Annotated in this window: 12 protein-coding genes and 1 rRNA gene; 11 read left to right on the forward strand and 2 right to left on the reverse strand. The window is 72.7% G+C overall.

Features of this window, described 5'->3' with window-relative positions:
* Positions 1-91: ribosomal RNA gene (gene rrf / locus ACFRQN_RS32185) — 5S ribosomal RNA — on the forward strand; the annotation flags it as partial.
* Positions 92-150: 59 nt separating this feature from the next.
* Positions 151-996, forward strand: a complete 846-nt coding sequence (locus ACFRQN_RS32190; RefSeq protein ID WP_079272802.1) for a phosphatase PAP2 family protein — start codon at positions 151-153, stop codon at positions 994-996.
* Positions 997-1004: 8 nt separating this feature from the next.
* Here the strand turns inward: ACFRQN_RS32190 and ACFRQN_RS32195 are convergent, their stop codons facing one another.
* Positions 1005-1568 carry a GPR1/FUN34/YaaH family transporter gene (locus tag ACFRQN_RS32195; protein ID WP_380743869.1) on the reverse strand — a complete coding sequence of 188 codons (564 nt, stop codon included), beginning with the start codon at positions 1566-1568 and terminating at the stop codon, positions 1005-1007.
* Between the two features lie 314 nt (positions 1569-1882).
* Positions 1883-4444: a SpoIIE family protein phosphatase gene (locus ACFRQN_RS32200; protein WP_380743871.1), complete on the reverse strand. Its 2562-nt coding sequence runs from the start codon at positions 4442-4444 to the stop codon at positions 1883-1885.
* Between the two features lie 573 nt (positions 4445-5017).
* Here ACFRQN_RS32200 and ACFRQN_RS32205 point away from each other — a divergent pair.
* From ACFRQN_RS32205 to ACFRQN_RS32245, 9 genes are all read left to right on the forward strand, one after another.
* Positions 5018-9526, forward strand: coding sequence for a HAMP domain-containing protein (locus tag ACFRQN_RS32205; protein ID WP_380743876.1), 4509 nt, complete (start codon positions 5018-5020; stop codon positions 9524-9526).
* Between the two features lie 292 nt (positions 9527-9818).
* Positions 9819-10457 (forward strand): response regulator, encoded by a 639-nt coding sequence (locus tag ACFRQN_RS32210; protein ID WP_049659044.1) that lies wholly within the window; start codon positions 9819-9821, stop codon positions 10455-10457.
* A 148-nt stretch (positions 10458-10605) separates the two neighbouring features.
* Positions 10606-13281, forward strand: coding sequence for a DNA translocase FtsK (locus tag ACFRQN_RS32215; RefSeq protein WP_117489687.1), 2676 nt, complete (start codon positions 10606-10608; stop codon positions 13279-13281).
* A gap of 282 nt (positions 13282-13563) precedes the next feature.
* The gene (locus ACFRQN_RS32220; RefSeq protein ID WP_375877275.1) at positions 13564-14427 is read left to right on the forward strand and encodes a helix-turn-helix domain-containing protein; all 864 of its coding nucleotides are present in this window, start codon (positions 13564-13566) and stop codon (positions 14425-14427) included.
* A gap of 96 nt (positions 14428-14523) precedes the next feature.
* Positions 14524-16029 (forward strand): 30S ribosomal protein S12 methylthiotransferase RimO, encoded by a 1506-nt coding sequence (gene rimO / locus ACFRQN_RS32225; protein ID WP_049660304.1) that lies wholly within the window; start codon positions 14524-14526, stop codon positions 16027-16029.
* Positions 16026-16664 (forward strand): CDP-diacylglycerol--glycerol-3-phosphate 3-phosphatidyltransferase, encoded by a 639-nt coding sequence (pgsA, locus tag ACFRQN_RS32230; RefSeq protein WP_049660306.1) that lies wholly within the window; start codon positions 16026-16028, stop codon positions 16662-16664. Before rimO ends, pgsA begins: the two co-directional genes overlap by 4 nt.
* A gap of 67 nt (positions 16665-16731) precedes the next feature.
* Positions 16732-17223, forward strand: coding sequence for a CinA family protein (locus tag ACFRQN_RS32235; protein ID WP_380743878.1), 492 nt, complete (start codon positions 16732-16734; stop codon positions 17221-17223).
* Positions 17224-17572: 349 nt separating this feature from the next.
* A complete protein-coding gene (locus ACFRQN_RS32240) occupies positions 17573-17941 on the forward strand; it encodes a helix-turn-helix domain-containing protein (protein WP_049660741.1) in 369 nt (122 codons plus the stop codon).
* 55 nt (positions 17942-17996) lie between these two features.
* On the forward strand, positions 17997-18296 hold the full coding sequence (locus tag ACFRQN_RS32245; RefSeq protein ID WP_380743874.1) for a hypothetical protein: 300 nt from the start codon (positions 17997-17999) through the stop codon (positions 18294-18296).
* Positions 18297-18330: the final 34 nt, after the last annotated feature.

Below are 18330 nucleotides of genomic sequence, written 5' to 3' on the forward strand. Positions count from 1 at the left end.
GCCCGGTTACATTCCGAACCCGGAAGCTAAGCCTTACAGCGCCGATGGTACTGCAGGGGGGACCCTGTGGGAGAGTAGGACGCCGCCGAACAATTATTCCGAAAAGCCCCTTCCCATCCGGGAAGGGGCTTTTTGCGTTACCCTCTGCCAATGCAGAACCTGACCCTGACCTGGCAGTCCGCCGGGGCCGTCTCCGTCGGCCTCTACGCGGGCGCGTACGCCGCGGCGAAGGGCCGGAAGCCGGCGCTGTCCGCGCTGTTGCGGGAGGCCGGCACGCTGCTGGCGCTGTTCGCCCTCTGGCAGCTGGTCGGGCACCTCTCGGTGATGAGTACGGACCACGCGCTGGACCGCGCGAGCTGGATCCACCACACCGAGCAGGTGATCGGACTGCCGGACGAGGCCTCCTGGCAGAAGGCGGTCACGCCGTACCCGGTGCTGGTGAGGCTGGCGAACTACTACTACGCGGCCATGCACTTCGCCGTGATGCTCGGCGTCCTGCTCTGGGTGTTCGTGCGGCACCGCGAGCGCTACGCGTGGGTGCGCAACACGGTGGTGATCACGACCGCGGTCTGTCTGCTGGTGCAGTTCATCCCGGTGGCGCCGCCGCGGATGCTCCCGGAGAGCGGCTTCGTCGACGTGGCCGCCCAGTACGGGCAGTCGGTGTACGGCGGCGCGGTCGGCGGTGTGCTGGTGGCCGACCAGCTGTCGGCGATGCCCTCGGTGCACGTCGCCTGGTGCGTGCTGGCGGCGGTCGCGGTGATCCGGGTGTCGCGCAGTTCGCTGCGATGGGTGATGGTGCTGCACCCGGTGCTGACGGTGGCCGTGGTCGTGGTGACGGCCAACCACTTCTGGCTGGACGGCATCGTGGCGGTGGCGATCCTGCTTCTGGCCTACGCCGTGCTGGCGGTGGCGGCACGGCGCCGGGGCCGGGCCTCCGCCGGGACGGAGGTCCGGCCCCTCAGCGCCGCCGAGGAGCGGCTGGAGCAGGTGGGCTGAACCGACGGTCACTTGACCGGCAGGGCGAGCTTTCCCCAGGAGCCGTTGCTCAGTGCGGAGGTGGCCCGGTACCAGGCGGCGAGCCCGGAAGCGGCCGCGATCCAGCCGCCGGTCTTGGCCAGGCCGCTGTAGCCGCCGAAGCTGGCGACGGCGGAGAGCACCAGGGAGACCGTCAGCAGGCCGTAGACGGCGCGGCCGAGCAGGCCGGCGCCCCAGCTCGCGGCGGTCAGGGTGAGGCCGAGCAGGGCCCACAGCAGCAGGAAGAGGCCGGCGGCGTTCTTGCCGGCTCCGCCGGCCGCGGACCAGGCCGCCCAGAAGGCGCCGAGGCTGGTGAAGGCGGTTCCGGTGAAGCCCTCGCCGCCGCGGAGCTGCCAGAGGCCCGCGATGAAGAGGGTGACGCCGCCGAGGAGGAGGGCGAGGTCGGCCGCGTTCCCGACTCCGGCGCCGTGCAGGACGCCGGTGGAGAGCAGGCCGTAGGCGAGCAGTGTGAGACCGAGCGCGAGGTAGCCGAGGTTACCCGCGTCGGCTCCGGTGGAGCGGGCGTTCGTTGCCCCGGTAGCTTCGTTGCTCACCGGAGGCTCCTTTCACTCTGGGCGCGCGCAGGGCGCAGTGACGCTGTGGTGTCGTCCGGATGAGTGCGGAGAGGAGTGCAGAGGTGGAGAGAAGGAGTGGGGATGAGGGCCGCGCGCGACCGCGCCGAGGGCGCACGGCTGTGAGCGTGCGCGGCTGCGGTCGAAGGTGATGGGCCTGCGGACGTGGTGGGCCGGCGGAGAGCCGCCGGTCACGTCCCGGCCGGGGGATTCCCCGGTGGGATCGGTCTACCCGACCGAAGGCGCTTGTACCATTGTGAATATAACAATTTGTGACTGCGTCAGCGGATGACCACTCACACCTGACGCCGGGTGGGCACCCGCAGGGTCAGGATCGCCATGTCGTCGGACGGCGGCTCCGGGGCGAAGCGCTCGACCGCGCGCTGCACCCGAGCCGCGACCGCTCCGGCCGTCAGCCCGGTACAGCCGGTGAGCACCTCGGCGAGGCCGTCGTCGCCCAGCATCCGCCGGCCCTCGCGGCGTTCGGTGACCCCGTCGGTGACGCAGAGCAGGACCTCGCCGGGCGCGAGCACCAGGCGCTCGGCGGTGAGGTCGAGGTCGTCCATGACGCCGAGCAGCGGCTGCGGGGTGGCGGCGCGGTCGACCTGGCCGTCGGTGCGCAGTCGCAGCGGCAGCGGATGGCCGGCGCAGACCAGGGAGAGCTCGGTGCTGCCGTCCGGAAGGGGCGTCAGCTCGCCGTAGAGCAGGGTGAGGAAGCGGCTGCGCGAACCCTCGTCCAGGATGGCCGCGTTGAGCCGGCGCAGCACCTGCGGGGCGTCCAGGCCCTCGCGGGCGAGCAGCCGCAGTGAGTGCCGGGCCAGGCCGGTGACCGAGGCGGCCTCGGGGCCGGTGCCGCAGACGTCGCCGATGGCGAAGCCGTAGGTGCCCTCGCGGATGGTGAACAGGTCGTAGAAGTCGCCGCCGACCTCGTTGCCCTCGCCGGCCGCCTGGTAGTAGACGTCCACCTCGACGCCGGGGATCTCCGGGAGGTCCGGCGGGAGCAGGCTGCGCTGGAGGGCCTGGCTGGTGGCGGTGCGCTCGGAGTAGAGGCGGGAGTTGTCCAGGGCGAGGGCGGCCCGGCGGGAGAGGTCCTCGGCGAGTTCGAGGATCTCCTGGCGGAACCGGACGCCGGCCGGGACGCCGAGCACCAGCAGGCCGATGACGCGGTTGCGGGCGGTCAGCGCGAGGACGACGGTCTCGCCGAGCAGGCCGGCCAGGTCCGGGCCGTCGGTGAGGCCGCCGGCCTCGGCGGTCTCGGCGGGGGCCGTCCAGAACCGGACGCCGTGCGAGGGGCCGGCCTCCGGGACGGGGGTCTTGTCGAGCAGGGCGCGCAGCGGGTCGATGCGGTCCTCGTCCTCGTGCAGGACGAAGGCGAGCCGGGCCGGGGAGGCGTGGTCGGCGGTGGTGTAGACGGCGCACCAGGAGGCGAGGGTGGGGACGGCCATCTGGGCCATCAGCGCGAGGGTCTGCTCGTGTTCGAGGGTGCCGGCCAGCAGGTCGGAGGCCTCGACCAGGAAGGAGAGCGAGCCGCGGCGCAGCTGTTCGAGCTCGGTCAGCCGGGTGCTCTCGACGGCGAGGGCGACCCGGTCGGCGGCGAACTGGAGGCGCAGCGCGTCCTCGTTGTCGTAGCGGCCGGGCACGGCGGCGGCGATGCCGAGCGAGCCGATCAGCCGGCCCTCGACCTTGAGCGGGACGGTGATCAGGGAGCGCATGCCGCTGTCGGAGAGCAGCGGCAGGCCGGTGGGCCGGGTGGCGAGGTCCTCGTGGACGGAGGGCAGCCGGGCGGAGTCGTAGCGGTTGCCGGTGCCGACCGGGAAGCGGGCGTGCCGGCGGTGCCCGGAGGTGAGTCCGGTGGCGGCGCGGACCTCGAACTCGGCCTCGTCGTCGGTGGTGAGCAGCAGGTACGCGGCGTCGCCGTCGAGCAGGTCGCGGGCGCGTTCGACGGTGCGCTGCAGCAGGGTGTCGAGGTCGTCGGTGGCGACCGGGCCGGCCAGCAGGTCGAGCCGGGGGCCGGCCGGGTCGGGGCGCTCGCCGGGCAGGGCGCGGGCGGGGGAGCGCAGCACCGCGCGGTCGGGTTCGAGGACGAGCAGGCAGAGGGTGGAGGGGACGCCCTCGGTGTCCCGCAGCCGGACCTGGACGCCGTACACCTCGACCTCGCGGCCGTCCTGGCGGCGGACGCCGTAGCCGCCCTCCCAGCGGGCCATCCGCAGGGTGTCGGTCAGGCCGAGGCCGCGGGCGGGGGCCTGCGGCCAGACCGCGAGGTCGGCCCAGGGGCGGCCGAGGACGGCGGCGGCGGGGTGCTGGAAGAGCGCCTCGGCGTCCGGGTTCCAGGCCAGCACCCGGCCGTCCTCGTCGAGCTGGACGACGGCGACGTGCACCGGGCCCGGGCCGCTGGGCAGGTCGCTGCCGGGGGTCGCGGGAACGGCGTAGCGGGTGCCGGACACGTGTACGGGCAGGGCGAGGCGGAACCAGACGGTCTTGCGGCCGGCCGCGTACTCGACGCCCCACCGTTCGGCGAGGGCGGAGCACATCAGCAGGCCGCGGCCGCCCTCGCCGTCCGGGTCGGCGTAGCGGTCGGAGTCGACGACCGGACCGTCGCCGAGCGAGGGCAGGCCGCGCTCGGGGTGGTGGTCGGTGACCTCGATCCGGACGCTCTCCTCCTCGCGCAGGCAGCAGACCTCGGCGGCGGTGCCGGCGTGCACGACGGCGTTGGTGACGAGCTCGCTGACCAGCACGACCGCGTCGTCGACGACCTCGGGCAGCCCCCAGCCGAGCAGCGCGTCCCGGACGAAGCCCCGTGCGGCGGCCGCGGACCGGCCGTCGGGGTCGAAGGTGGCGGCTGCGCGCGCGGTGACCACGTTGCCACTTCTCCTCTGCTGCTCTTGCCCTGGCTGTCCGGGGGCGCGGCGCCGACTCCCCGTGCGCGCCGTCGGGGTGAGCGGCGGCGCTGGGTCGGGCCGTGGCCCGGTGCAGCGCTCCACCCTACTTTCCGCTTGGTTCCCCGTGGGGGCGGGGAGTCGAAACTGGCACCAGAGGGTGATTCTGCCCACCTGTTTCGGACGGTGCGGTACGAACCGAGCGCAACCGGCCCTTCACCCGGTGCCGGTGCTGCCAGACTGGGGGGTCCGCGACGGCCGGTGGGAGCAGTACGGTCGTCGGGGTGCCGGCGCGCCGCGGGCCGCCGGTACGCAGCCCGACCGGGCCGGTGCCCGGGTGCGTGCCGCACCGGCACGGGTCGGTCACCGGACAGTTCACGATGTGGGAGGGGCCCGTTGAGTTCGGCCACCAAGGACGCAACCGGAACGACGCCGCCCGCCCCGCGCGGTGGGCGCCCCGGGGCCGCGCCGCGGAACGCGGCCGGTCGGCGGGTGAGTCACAACCGTGGCGCGGAGCCCGCCGAGCTGCGCAAGCTGCTGTCGGCGCTGACCGCGATGCGGGACGGCAACTTCCGCCGCCGGCTGACCGTCCCCGGGGACGGGCCGCTGGCCGAGATCGCCGCGGTCTTCAACGAGGTCGCCGAGCGCAACCAGCACCTGACCGGTGAGCTGGCGCGGGTCCGTCGGGCGGTGGGCCGCGAGGGCCGGCTGAACGAGCGGCTGGAGACCGGCGCGGGCGAGGGCGCCTGGATGGCGGCGGTCGACAACTGCAACGCGCTGATCGACGACCTGGCCCGCCCGATGGCCGACGTGGGCCGGGTGCTCACCTCGATCGCCGAGGGCGACCTGGACCAGAAGATGGAGCTGCGCTCGCTGCACAGCAACGGGGTGAGCCACCCGCTGCGCGGCGAGTACCTGAAGATCGGGCGGACCGTCAACGGGCTGGTGGACCAGCTCTCCGAGTTCACCGACGAGGTGACCCGGGTGGCCCGCGAGGTCGGTACCGAGGGCAAGCTCGGCGGCCAGGCCAAGGTCCGCAGCGTGTCCGGGAGCTGGAAGGACCTGGCGGACTCGGTCAACACCATGGCGGGCCGGCTGACCGCCCAGGTCCGCAACATCGCCCAGGTGACCACGGCGGTCGCCAAGGGCGACCTGTCCCGCAAGGTCACCGTCGAGGTGGCCGGCGAGATGCTGGAGCTGAAGAACACCGTCAACACGATGGTGGACCAGCTGAACGGGTTCGCCGCGCAGGTCACCGGGGTGGCCAGGGACGTGGGGACGGAGGGCCGGCTCGGCGGTCAGGCCCAGGTGCCGGGCGTGGCCGGGGTCTGGCGGGACCTGACCGACTCGGTGAACTTCATGGCCGACAACCTGACCGGCCAGGTCCGCAACATCGCCCAGGTGACCACGGCGGTGGCGCGCGGGGACCTCTCGCAGAAGATCGAGGTGGACGCGCGCGGCGAGATGCTGGAGCTGAAGAACACCATCAACACGATGGTCGACCAGCTCTCCGGCTTCGCCGAGCAGGTGACCAGGGTGGCCCGCCAGGTGGGCACCGAGGGGCGGCTCGGCGGGCAGGCCCAGGTGCCCGGGGCGGCCGGGGTCTGGCGGGACCTGACCGACAACGTCAACTTCATGGCGAACAACCTCACCGATCAGGTGCGCAACATCGCCCAGGTGACGACCGCGGTCGCCAAGGGCGACCTGTCGCAGAAGATCCAGGTGGACGCGCGCGGGGAGATCCTGGAGCTGAAGAACACCATCAACACGATGGTGGACCAGCTGGGCGCCTTCGCGGACGAGGTCACCCGGGTCGCCCGGGACGTCGGCACCGAGGGCATCCTCGGCGGCCAGGCCAGCGTGCCCGGCGTGGCCGGCATCTGGAAGGACCTGACCAACTCCGTCAACCTGATGGCCAACAACCTGACCAGCCAGGTCCGGAACATCGCCGAGGTGACCACGGCGGTGGCGCGCGGCGACGTCTCCAAGAAGATCACCGTCGACGCCCGGGGCGAGATCCTGGAGCTGGTGACGACCGTCAACACCATGGTCGACCAGCTGTCGGCGTTCGCCGACGAGGTGACCAGGGTGGCCCGCGAGGTGGGCACCGAGGGCATCCTGGGCGGCCAGGCCCGGGTGCGCGGGGTGTCGGGCATCTGGAAGGACCTGACCGACAACGTCAACTTCATGGCGTCGAACCTGACCGGACAGGTGCGCAACATCGCCGAGGTCGCCGGTGCGGTGGCCCGCGGCGACCTGTCCAAGAAGATCGCGATCGACGCGCAGGGCGAGGTGGCGGCGCTCGCCGCGACCCTCAACACCATGGTCGACCAGCTGTCCTCCTTCGCGGTGGAGGTCACCCGGGTGGCCCGCGAGGTGGGCACCGACGGCACCCTGGGCGGCCAGGCCAGCGTGCCCGGCGTGGCCGGCATCTGGAAGGACCTGACCGACAACGTCAACCTGATGGCCAACAACCTCACCGGCCAGGTGCGGAACATCGCGCTGGTGATCACCGCGGTGGCCCGCGGCGACCTCTCGCAGAAGATCGACGTCGACGCGCGCGGCGAGATCCTCCAGCTCAAGACCAGCATCAACACCATGGTCGACCAGCTCTCCGCGTTCGCCGACGAGGTCACCCGGGTCGCCCGCGAGGTGGGCACCGACGGACGGCTCGGCGGCCAGGCCCGGGTACCCGGCGTGGACGGCACCTGGCAGGACCTCACCGAGTCGGTGAACGAGCTGGCCAACAACCTGACCCGGCAGGTGCGCGCGATCGCCCAGGTCGCCACCGCGGTCACCAGGGGCGACCTGAGCCTGCGGATCGACGTGGACGCCGCGGGCGAGCTCGACGAGCTCAAGGACAACATCAACCAGATGATCGCCAACCTGCGCGAGACCACCCGCACCAACCAGGAGCAGGACTGGCTCAAGACCAACCTGGCCCGGATCTCCGGCCTGCTCCAGGGCCGCCGGGACCTGGAGGCCGTCGCCTCGCTGATCATGACCGAGCTGACCCCGGTGGTCTCGGCCCAGCACGGCGCCTTCTTCCTCGCCCAGCCGGCCGGCCGCACCGCCGAGCTGATCACCGAGGACGACGACGAGAACGACACCGTGCTGCGCCTGATCGGCAGCTACGGCTACCAGCGGCGGGCGATGCCGACCACCTTCCGGCCCGGCGAGTCGCTGATCGGCCAGGCCGCGGTGGAGAAGCGGGCGATCATCCTCAAGGAGGCGCCGCCCGGGTACCTGAAGATCGCCTCCGGCCTCGGCGAGGCCTCCCCGGCCCACATCGTGGTGCTGCCGGTGCTGTTCGAGGGTCGGCTGCTGGGCGTGATCGAGCTGGCCACCTTCAGCTCCTTCACCACCGTCGCGCTGGACTTCCTGAACCAGATCGCCGACCTGATCGGCGTCACCGTCAACACCATCAGCGTCAACACCAAGACCGAGGGCCTGCTGCTGGAGTCCCAGCGACTGACCGCCGAACTCTCGATGCGGTCCGCCGAGTTGGAGGCCCGCCAGGAGGAACTGGAGCGCACCAACGAGGAGTTGCAGGAGAAGGCCGAGCAACTCGCCCAGCAGAACCGCGACATCGAGATCAAGAACGGCGAGATCGAGGAGGCCCGGCAGGTCCTGGAGGAGCGCGCCGAGCAGCTCGCCCTGGCCTCCCGGTACAAGAGCGAGTTCCTCGCCAACATGTCGCACGAGCTGCGCACCCCGCTCAACTCGCTGCTGATCCTGGCCAAGCTGCTCTCCGACAACAACGAGGGCAACCTCTCGCCCAAGCAGGTCGAGTTCGCCGACACCATCCACGGCGCGGGCTCCGACCTGCTCCAGCTGATCAACGACATCCTCGACCTGTCCAAGGTCGAGGCCGGGAAGATGGACGTCCGCCCGGCCCGGATCGCCCTGGTCCAGCTGGTCGACTACGTCGAGGCCACCTTCCAGCCGGTCGCGCTGGACAAGAACCTGGACTTCGCCGTCCGGGTCTCGCCCGCCCTGCCGGTCACCCTGCACACCGACGAGCAGCGGCTCCAGCAGGTGCTGCGCAACCTGATCTCCAACGCGGTGAAGTTCACCGACGCCGGAGCCGTCGACTTCTCGATCCGCCAGGCCGGCCGGGAGGTCCCGCAGCACGTGCGCGAGCGGCTGCTGGAGTCCGGCTCGATCCAGGGCCCGGACGACGAGCTGATCGCCTTCTCGGTCTCCGACACCGGCATCGGGATCCCCGACAACAAGCTGCGGGAGATCTTCGAGGCGTTCAAGCAGGCCGACGGCACCACCAGCCGCAAGTACGGCGGCACCGGCCTCGGCCTGTCCATCAGCCGGGAGATCGCCCGGCTGCTCGGCGGCGAGATCCACGCCGAGAGCGAGCTGGGCAAGGGCTCGACCTTCACGCTCTACCTGCCGCTGCGCACCGAGGCCCCGGAGCCCGTCGGCGACCCGCGCCAGGGCGCTCCGGGCAGCCTGGCGCCGCGGGCCTCGGTCGGGGTGACCCCGGTGGGCCTGCCGGTGCCGGTCGGCGAGAACCCGGCCGACCACTGGGCCCAGGAGGTCCGTGAGCTGGCCGAGGAGCGCCGCCGCGGCGCGGTGGAGCGCCGGCGCAGCGCCGCCCTGGAGAGCGCCGCCGGCCCGCGGACGGTGGAGCCCGTACCGCCCCGCCCGGTCGGCGGCGGCCGCCGCTTCGACGGCCAGCAGGTGCTGATCGTGGACGACGACGTCCGCAACGTGTTCGCCCTCACCAGCGTGCTGGAGCAGCACGGCCTGACCGTCCTGTACGCGGAGAACGGCCGCGAGGGCATCGAGATGCTGGAGCAGCACGAGAGCGTGGCGCTGGTCCTGATGGACATCATGATGCCGGAGATGGACGGCTACGCGACCACCGAGGCGATCCGCCGGATGCCCCAGTTCGCCGGCCTGCCGATCATCGCGCTGACCGCCAAGGCGATGAAGGGCGACCGGGAGAAGTCGCTGCAGGCGGGCGCCACCGACCACATCACCAAGCCGGTGGAGACCGACCACCTGCTGTCGGTCATGCACGAGTGGTTGAGCGGCGACCGGGCGTGACCCGGGGGAGGCGTGAACCCCGGCCCGGGCCCCGGGGTTCACGCCGGTCGGTCGGCCGGTTTGCTGGCGGTCGGGCCCGGGAACCCGGTAGGGTCACCGATCGTTGCGAACAGTGACCGGACGGCAACACGCTGGTGAGCGTGCGCCGGAGCACTGACTGCGCGCCGCCCCGGATCGGGTCACGACGGGGCGAGGTGCCGGGCGAGGGGGTGCGGCTAGCATGACCGGGGTAGCGGTGGGCAGTACGCGGGTGCCTGCACCGGGCGGCAGGCAGGCGACAGGAGGGCGAGCCCTGATGCAGAAGGCCAAGATCCTCCTGGTCGACGACCGACCGGAGAACCTGCTGGCGCTGGAGGCGATCCTCTCGGCGCTGGACCAGACGCTGGTGCGCGCGGCCTCCGGTGAGGAGGCGCTCAAGGCGCTGCTCACCGACGACTTCGCGGTGATCCTGCTGGACGTGCAGATGCCGGGGATGGACGGCTTCGAGACGGCCGCCCACATCAAGCGCCGGGAGCGCACCCGGGACATCCCGATCATCTTCCTGACCGCGATCAACCACGGTCCGCACCACACCTTCCGCGGCTACGCGGCCGGCGCGGTGGACTACATCTCCAAGCCCTTCGACCCGTGGGTGCTGCGCGCCAAGGTCTCCGTCTTCGTCGACCTGTACGCGAAGAACTGCCAGCTGAAGGAGCAGGCGGCGCTGCTGCGCCTGCAACTGGAGGAGGGCGGCGGCGAGCAGGCCCTCGGCGGGGCGCTGCTGGGCGAGCTGTCCGCGCGGCTGGCGGCGGTCGAGGAGCAGGCGGAGGCGCTCGGCAAGCAGCTGGACGGGGGCGAGGACGCCGGGGTGGCCGCCACCGCCGCGCACCTGGAGCGCAAGCTCGCGGGGCTGCGCCGGGCCCTGGACGCGATGCGTCCGGGCAGTTCCTGACCCGCGGTCGGCGTTCACCCGTCCGGGTGGTCCGGTGTGCTGCGACCGGGTGAATCCCGGTCAGGGTGACGGTGTGTCTGCGACACGTCCGGGCGCCCGGGCTCGGGCACATGTGCACTGGTCGCCCGCCCCGGTAGGCTGCTGACCCATGGCCACTCGCACGCCCGGGAACGCAGCACGTAAGACGAGTCCGGGAGCGTCCAGGAAGGCCGCGGCGAAGGCCCCGGGCAAGCCGCCCGCGAAGAAGGCGGCGGCGAAGAAGGCGGCCCCCGCGAAGAAGGCCGCGGCCAAGCAGGCCCCGCCCCCGCCGAAGCCGTCCAGGTCGGTGCTGATGGGCACGCTCAACGCCCTGGGCAGCCCGATCGGCGCGATCTTCCGGGGCTTCGGCGACGGGGCCAAGAACCTGCATCCGGCCCACCGCAAGGACGGCGTGGGCCTGCTGCTGTTCGGGCTCGCGCTGGTGACCGCGGCCGGCACCTGGTTCAGCCCGCAGGGCTGGCTGGGCGAGGGGGCCACCGCCGTGGTCTCCGGGTTGTTCGGCCGGCTCGACGTGCTGGTGCCGTTCCTGCTGGCCGCGATGGCGATCCGGCTCTGGCGCCACCCGGAGCTGCCGGAGGCCAACGGCCGGATCATGATCGGGCTGAGCGCGCTGCTGGTCGGCGTCCTCGGCCTGGTCCACATCGGCTGCGGCGCGCCCATGATGGGCAGCGGCGCGTCCCGGATACGGGCGGCCGGCGGGATCATCGGCTGGGCCGTCTCCACCCCGATGATGGCCGCCGCCGGACCGGCGCTCGCCGTGCCGCTGCTCCTGCTGCTGGCCTTCTTCGGCCTGCTGGTGGTCACCGCCACCCCGATCAACCGGATCGGCGACCGGGTGCGCGGGGTCGGCATACGGCTCGGCGTGGTCGAGCCCGGGCCCGAGGACGAGCAGCTCTGGGGGCGCACGCCGGAGCGTGAGCTGTCCACCGACCCGCCGGAGGACGCCGACCCCGACGCCCTGCCGTTCACCGTGGACACCGGCAGTGACGACCCCTCGGACGAGGTGGCCGCCCGCCGGCGCCGCCGTCGGCGCAAGCAGACCGACGAGCCGGAGGACGCCGAGCGGATCTCCCTCGACAAGGAGCCGCTGGACCCGTACGCCACCCGCGACCTCGCCGCCGGCGCGGCCGCCGACCTGGACGGCGCGCTGGTCTACGGCGTGCCCGCCTCCTCCGCGGTGGCGGACATGATGCACCAAGTGCAGGACCGCACCGCCCCGCCGGAGGAGGCCGCCGTCCCGGCCGCCCGCAGCGGCGGGCCGGGCGCGCCCGAGGAGCACGGCGCGGCGCCGGTGCGGATGGAGCAGCTCCAGCTCGGCGAGGGCGTCACCTACGCGCTGCCCTCGCTCGACCTGCTGGAGCGCGGCGGCCCGGCCAAGGCCCGCAGCGCCCTCAACGACGAGGTGGTCGCCCAGCTCACCGGCACCTTCGCCGAGTTCAAGGTGGACGCCAAGGTCACCGGCTTCACCCGGGGCCCGACGGTCACCCGCTACGAGGTCGAGCTCGGCCCGGCCGTCAAGGTGGAGCGGATCACCGCGCTCGCCAAGAACATCGCGTACGCGGTGGCCAGCCCGGACGTGCGGATCATCAGCCCGATCCCGGGCAAGTCCGCGGTCGGCATCGAGATCCCCAACCGGGACCGCGAGATGGTCAACCTCGGCGACCTGCTGCGCTCGCGCACGGCCGCCGAGGACACGCACCCGATGGTCGTCGGCATGGGCAAGGACGTCGAGGGCCACACCGTGATGGCCAACCTCGCCAAGATGCCGCACATCCTGGTGGCCGGCGCGACCGGCGCCGGAAAGTCCTCCTGCATCAACTGCCTGATCACCTCGATCCTCGCCCGGGCCACCCCCGACGAGGTGCGGATGGTGCTGGTCGACCCCAAGCGGGTCGAGCTGACCGCGTACGAGGGCATCCCGCACCTGATCACGCCGATCATCACCAACCCCAAGAAGGCCGCCGAGGCCCTCCAGTGGGTGGTGCGCGAGATGGACATGCGCTACGACGACCTCGCGGCGTTCGGCTTCCGGCACGTGGACGACTTCAACGCCGCCGTGAAGGCCGGCAAGGTCACCCCGCCGCTCGGCAGCGAGCGCGAGCTGAGGCCGTACCCGTACCTGCTGGTGATCGTCGACGAGCTGGCCGACCTGATGATGGTCGCCCCGCGCGACGTCGAGGACTCGGTGGTCCGGATCACCCAGCTGGCCCGCGCGGCCGGCATCCACCTGGTGCTCGCCACCCAGCGGCCCTCGGTGGACGTGGTCACCGGCCTGATCAAGGCCAACGTGCCGTCCCGGCTGGCCTTCGCGACCTCCGCGATGGCCGACTCCCGGGTCATCCTGGACCAGCCCGGCGCGGAGAAGCTGATCGGCAAGGGCGACGCGCTCTTCCTGCCGATGGGCGCGAGCAAGCCGATCCGGATGCAGGGCGCGTTCGTCACCGAGGCGGAGATCGCCAGGGTGGTGGAGCACTGCAAGGACCAGCTGAGCGCCGTCTACCGGGACGACGTGATGGTCGGGGCCGGGCCGAAGAAGGAGATCGACGAGGAGATCGGCGACGACCTGGACCTGCTGGTCCAGGCGGCCGAGCTGGTGGTCTCCACCCAGTTCGGCTCCACCTCGATGCTCCAGCGCAAGCTCCGGGTCGGCTTCGCCAAGGCGGGCCGGCTGATGGACCTGATGGAGTCGCGCGGGATCGTCGGCCCGAGCGAGGGCTCCAAGGCCCGCGACGTGCTGGTGAAGCCGGAGGAGCTGGACGGGGTGCTGATCACCCTTCGGGGTTGACGGTCGGCCCCTGGGGCCGGCGGCCCGTGTCCTGACCGAGGTGTCACTCGTTCGGAGGAGGGTAGGCGCCGTGTGGGGAACCGAACGTCCGTACGCCGCGTCACACGGCGGAAAGCGACCGCCGGGCTCCCCCCGCACGGCTCTGCTGACGGTTCGTCAGCGCCGTGCCGGACCCCGGTCGGACCGGGCGCGCGCATTCGGCCCGTTCCGCTTGAGAAACGATCCGCCCGCGCCCCTAGACTGTTCCCCAGCAGGTGGCCATCCGCTCGAAAGGCGTGCCCCGTGACCATCGGCAAGTCCTCCGACCGTGAGAACGCCATGCCGTCCGTCGAGCCGACCGACGACGTGGTGCAGGCGGCCGATGCCCCGAGCATCGGCCGGGTGCTGTCCACCGCCCGGATCGACGCGGGGCTCACGGTGGACCAGGTGAGTACCGCCACCCGGGTGCGGGTGCCGATCGTCCATGCCATCGAGGAGGACGACTTCGCCCGCTGCGGCGGCGACTTCTACGCCCGAGGGAACATCCGGCTGATCGCCCGCGCGGTCGGCCTGGACGGCGAGGCGCTGGTCGCCCGGTACGACGCCGCGCACGGCGGTCCGCCCGCCGCCAGGCGCCCGGCGACCCAGCTGATCGACAGCGGCCCGATCAAGGTGCCCCGGCGCGGCCGGCCGAACTGGGCGGCCGCCATGGTCGCCGCGATCGTGGCCGTGGTCGCGCTGATCGGCTTCAACCTGGTCAGCGGCAAGGGCGGGCACGGCACCACCGGCTCGGCCAGCGCGCCGCTGCCCAGCGGCTCCGGGACCGGCTCGGTGGCCCCCGCCGCCACACCCGCCGTCCAGCCGCCGGCGCCCGTGCCGAGCGCCGCCGCGATCGCCGCCGTCCCGGCCGACAAGGTCACCGTGAAGCTGGTCGCCGAGGGCACCAGCTGGGTCTCGGCGATGGACGGCAACGGCAAGTCGCTGTTCCAGAACAACATCGGCAACGGCCAGGACCAGACCTTCACCGACCCCAAGCAGATCAAGCTGGTGCTCGGCAACGGCGGGGCCGTGCACGCGTACGTCAACGGGAAGGACCTCGGCCTCCTGGGCAAGGACGGCCAGGTGGTGCACGTCACGTACACCCCCGGAGACCCGCAGGCGGGCTGACCACAGGGGCCGTCCGGCCCGCTGATGATCAGCTGATCCGAGGCGCGCGGCCTCCGGGGCGAACGGCACCGGAGCCCGCGCGTTAATCTTGGGCCTATGCCTGAACGCCGTACTGTCGCCCTTGTCACGCTCGGATGCGCCCGCAACGAGGTGGACTCCGAGGAACTCGCCGGGCGACTGGAGGCCGACGGCTGGTCGCTGGTCGACGACGCCTCCGAAGCGGATGTCGCCGTGGTCAACACCTGCGGCTTCGTCGAGGCCGCCAAGAAGGACTCGGTGGACGCCCTGCTGGAGGCCAACGACCTCAAGGGGCACGGCCGCACCCAGGCCGTCGTCGCGGTCGGCTGCATGGCCGAGCGGTACGGCAAGGAGCTCGCCGACGCCCTCCCCGAGGCGGACGGCGTCCTCGGCTTCGACGACTACGCGGACATCTCCGACCGCCTCCAGACCATCCTCTCCGGCGGCCACCACGCCCCGCACCTCCCGCGCGACCGCCGCAAGCTGCTGCCGATCAGCCCCGCCGAGCGGCAGAGCGCCGCCGAGACCGTCGCCCTGCCCGGCCACGGCACCGAGGCCGCCGCCGAGCCCATCGCCGACCTGCCCGACGGCCTCGCCCCGGCCTCCGGCCCGCGCACCCTGCGCAAGCGGCTGGACGACAGCCCGGTCGCCTCCGTCAAGCTCGCCTCCGGCTGCGACCGGCGCTGCTCCTTCTGCGCCATCCCGGCCTTCCGCGGCTCCTTCATCTCCCGCCGCCCCTCCGACGTGCTCAACGAGGCCCAGTGGCTGGCCGGGCAGGGCGTGCGCGAGATCGTCCTGGTGAGCGAGAACAACACCTCGTACGGCAAGGACCTCGGCGACATCCGGCTGCTGGAGACGCTGCTCGGCGAGATCTCCGCGATCGAGGGCGTCGAGCGGGTCCGGGTCTCCTACCTCCAGCCGGCCGAGATGCGCCCGGGCCTGGTCGACTCGATGACCGGCACCGCCGACGTGGTGCCCTACTTCGACCTGTCCTTCCAGCACTCGGCGCCCGCCGTGCTGCGCCGGATGCGCCGCTTCGGCTCCACCGACCAGTTCCTGGAGCTGCTGGGCACCATCCGCGGCAAGGCCCCGCAGGCCGGCGCCCGGTCCAACTTCATCGTCGGCTTCCCCGGTGAGACCGAGGAGGACTTCGCCGAGCTGGAGCGCTTCGTCACCCACGCCGGGCTGGACGCGATCGGCGTCTTCGGCTACTCGGACGAGGACGGCACCGAGGCCGCGACCTACGACGGCAAGCTCGCCGACGACGTGATCGCCGACCGGGTGGACCGGCTGAGCCGGCTGGCCGAGGAGATGACCGCCCAGCGGGCCGAGCAGCGGATCGGCACCGAGGTCGAGGTGCTGATCGAGTCGATCGAGGACGGCGTGGTCGAGGGCCGCTCCGCCCACCAGGCGCCGGAGACCGACGGCCTGACCACCCTGGAGGGCGTCGAGGCCCCCGCGGTCGGCCAGTTCTGGCGGGCCAAGGTGGTCGCCAGCGAGGGCGTCGACCTGATCGCCGAGGCGCTGGAGCAGGTGCGACTGCCCCGGACGTCGGGGGCCGAGGCCTCGGGAGCCGGGGAATGACCAAGGGGCCCGGCGCCCCGGCCGCGGCCCACCCGGGCAGACCGGTGGCCGCGGCGCCGTCGACCCCGGGGATCTGGAACATCGCCAACGTGCTCACGATGGTCCGGGTGCTGCTGGTGCCGGTCTTCGTGGCGCTGCTGTTCGCCGGCGGCGGGCACGACCCCAAGTGGCGCTCGGTCGCCTGGGCCTCGTTCGCGATCGCGATGATCACCGACCTGTTCGACGGTGAACTGGCCCGGCGCAAGGGCCTGGTCACCGACTTCGGGAAGATCGCCGACCCGATCGCCGACAAGGCGATCATGGGCTCGGCGCTGATCGGCCTCTCGCTGCTCGGCGACCTGCCCTGGTGGGTCACCGCGGTGATCCTGGCCCGCGAGCTCGGCATCACCCTGATGCGGTTCTGGGTGATCCGCTACGGGGTCATCCCGGCCAGCCGCGGCGGCAAGCTCAAGACGCTGACCCAGGGCACCGCGGTCGGCATGTACGTACTGGACCTGACCGGCTGGCTGGCCACCGGGCGGGCGGTGCTGATGGGGCTGGCGGTGCTGCTGACCGTCGGCACCGCGCTGGACTACATCGGGCAGGCGCTGCGCCTGCGCCGCGAGGGACGGACCGCGGCGCGGGCCGGCCGCTGAGCGACGGGGGGACCGGGTGTCGGAGCGGGACGTGGCGGAGCACGGCGCGGCGGCGCGGGGCGTGCCGGTGCGGGACGCGGTGGCGCGGGACTTCGCACTGGCCGAGCGGGCGCACGCCGCGCTGCGGGCCGAGGGCGGCACGCTGGCCGTCGCCGAGTCGCTGACCGGGGGGCTGCTGGCCGCCGCGCTGGTGGACGTCCCCGGGGCGTCCGCGACCTTCCGGGGCTCGGTCACCGCGTACGCGACCGAGCTGAAGGCCTCGGTGCTCGGGGTGGACGAGGGCCTGCTGGACGTGTACGGGCCGGTCCACCCGGTGGTGGCCCGACAGATGGCCGAGGGCGTGCGCGCACTGCTGGGGGCCACGTACGGGCTCGCGACGACCGGGGTGGCCGGGCCGGACCCGCAGGACGGGCAGCCGGTGGGCACCGTACACCTGGCCGTCGCCGGCCCGGGGGGAACTCTGGTCAGTTCTCCCCTGCTGTCGGGCGGTCGTGCCACAATCCGTCACGAAGCGGTGACCGCCGCGCTGGAGCTGCTGGTCGGTCGGTTCGCACGGTAGGCCGGTTCGTACGGCCGGCCGGTTTCGCGCGACCGGGGCCCGTGGGGAGGGCCTCCACCGACCGGGATCGCCGGGCGGGCGCGCGGGTATGGGACAGCGGGAGGATCGTGTTACATCCAACACCCTGGTTGGGCAGAAACCAGGTGGCGAACGAGTTGCGTGACGGTGGCCGGGTGGGTCGCTACGGGTACCACGAGGGGCCCGCGAACCCGGGTGCGACACCGGAACAAGGAGGGGGACGGCCTTGCAGCCCAGAGTGAACACGACCAGGGTCCCCGCACGCGAAGCGGGCAAGGCGGTACGGTGGGGTCGTGACATCTCGATCCGCAGTCCGAGGAGGGAGGCACCGATGATCCTGCTTCGTCGCCTACTGGGCGATGTACTGCGTCGGCAGCGCCAGCGCCAGGGCCGCACACTCCGCGAGGTGTCGGCGGCAGCCAGGGTTTCGCTCGGATACCTCTCCGAGGTCGAGCGGGGACAGAAGGAGGCCTCCTCGGAGCTGCTCTCCGCCATCTGCGACGCACTCGACGTCCGGATGTCCGAGGTTATGCGCGAGGTCAGCGACGAACTGTCGCTCGCTGAACTTGCGGCGATGGCCACCCTCTCCGAAGGTGATCTGCTGAGGCCGGTACTCGAACCGGTTCCGCTGCCCGCCCCCGGCACCGACCGGGCGAACATGTCGCCCAAGGCCGCCGCGATGGACGTGGTCGCCGCCTGATCCCGGCCTCGACTCCCGGGCGCCCCTGCCCGGGGCGAGCGAAGGGAGGGCGGTCGTGCGAACAGACGCGCAGACGCGCCCGATGGCCCGAATACGGGCCCGGGCGCGGCTGTTCCTCCGGGTACGGCATCCGGTGCGGTGGGTGCTGGCGGCCTCGGCGGCCGGGCTCGCCTGGTGGCTCCTGGTGGTCCGGGGACAGCTGACCGACGGTGCGGCACTGGGGCTGCTCGTGGCCGGCGGCTGGGGACTCGGTCTCATTCCGGTCCACGCCGACTGGAACGCGACCGGACCGGCCCGGCGCCCGCGCGCGGAGCCGGTAGGGCCGGTGGAGGTACAGCCACCGCCGATCGGGTGATGGACGTGGCCGGAGGCCGCGGGGTCGACGACCC

The sequence above is a fragment of the Kitasatospora sp. NPDC056800 genome (assembly GCF_042789775.1).
Taxonomy (GTDB): domain Bacteria; phylum Actinomycetota; class Actinomycetes; order Streptomycetales; family Streptomycetaceae; genus Kitasatospora.

Coding starts and splice junctions, on each gene's coding strand:
- rimO (WP_049660304.1), top strand. CDS start 14,524: ATGCCTGAACGCCGTACTGTCGCCCTTGTCACGCTCGGATGCGCCCGC.
- ACFRQN_RS32190 (WP_079272802.1), top strand. CDS start 151: ATGCAGAACCTGACCCTGACCTGGCAGTCCGCCGGGGCCGTCTCCGTC.
- pgsA (WP_049660306.1), top strand. CDS start 16,026: ATGACCAAGGGGCCCGGCGCCCCGGCCGCGGCCCACCCGGGCAGACCG.
- ACFRQN_RS32240 (WP_049660741.1), top strand. CDS start 17,573: ATGATCCTGCTTCGTCGCCTACTGGGCGATGTACTGCGTCGGCAGCGC.
- ACFRQN_RS32205 (WP_380743876.1), top strand. CDS start 5,018: ATGCGGGACGGCAACTTCCGCCGCCGGCTGACCGTCCCCGGGGACGGG.
- ACFRQN_RS32215 (WP_117489687.1), top strand. CDS start 10,606: ATGGCCACTCGCACGCCCGGGAACGCAGCACGTAAGACGAGTCCGGGA.